Genomic DNA, 539 nt, shown 5'->3' with positions numbered 1-539 from the left:
TGCCGGTGGGCATTTGGCCTCTACCCTAGGCACCCATTATAATGAAGTGGTTTATGCGAAACAGGATGCCATTGACCAACTAAGTGCACAACCCAACTTTATGGCCCTTGTCTACCCAGTGATAAGCATGGGCGACATAAATACCCATGGAGGATCTAGAAAGAATTTATTGGGTGAGCATCCATCCCAAAAATTGAAAGATCACTTTTCCAATGAGTTACAAGTAACGGCCGAGACACCGCCCACTTTTTTGGTCCACGCGTCGGATGACACTGCAGTACCCGTAGAAAACAGCCTCCTTTTCTATGAAGCGCTGCGTAAAAATAAGGTCCCTACAGAAATGCACATCTACCCTACTGGCGGCCATGGCTTTGCCTTGGGATTAGAGAATCCTCATTTAGCTGGCTGGACCGACCTATGGGTAGGGTGGATGACTGGGTTGAAACCTTGATCCACGCTAGGTTTGTTAGGTTTCGACTGCTACCGACTAGCTCTCGCCTTAGCTTTTGGAACGAGCGAGACTCCTGTCTAACGCCATA

Annotated in this window: 1 protein-coding gene; it reads left to right on the top strand. The window is 48.4% G+C overall.

Annotated features, from left to right (window positions below; genetic code table 11):
* Positions 1–451, top strand: a 451-nt coding sequence (locus tag F1E73_RS17315; RefSeq protein ID WP_150452700.1) for an alpha/beta hydrolase, incomplete at its 5' end; no start/stop codon positions are given.
* Between the last annotated feature and the right edge of the window lie 88 nt (positions 452–539).

The sequence above is a fragment of the Arenibacter lacus genome (assembly GCF_008711145.1).
Lineage (GTDB): Bacteria > Bacteroidota > Bacteroidia > Flavobacteriales > Flavobacteriaceae > Arenibacter > Arenibacter amylolyticus.
Note: the sequence above shows the minus strand (reverse complement) of the source record. Positions and strands in the feature narration are given on the sequence as shown.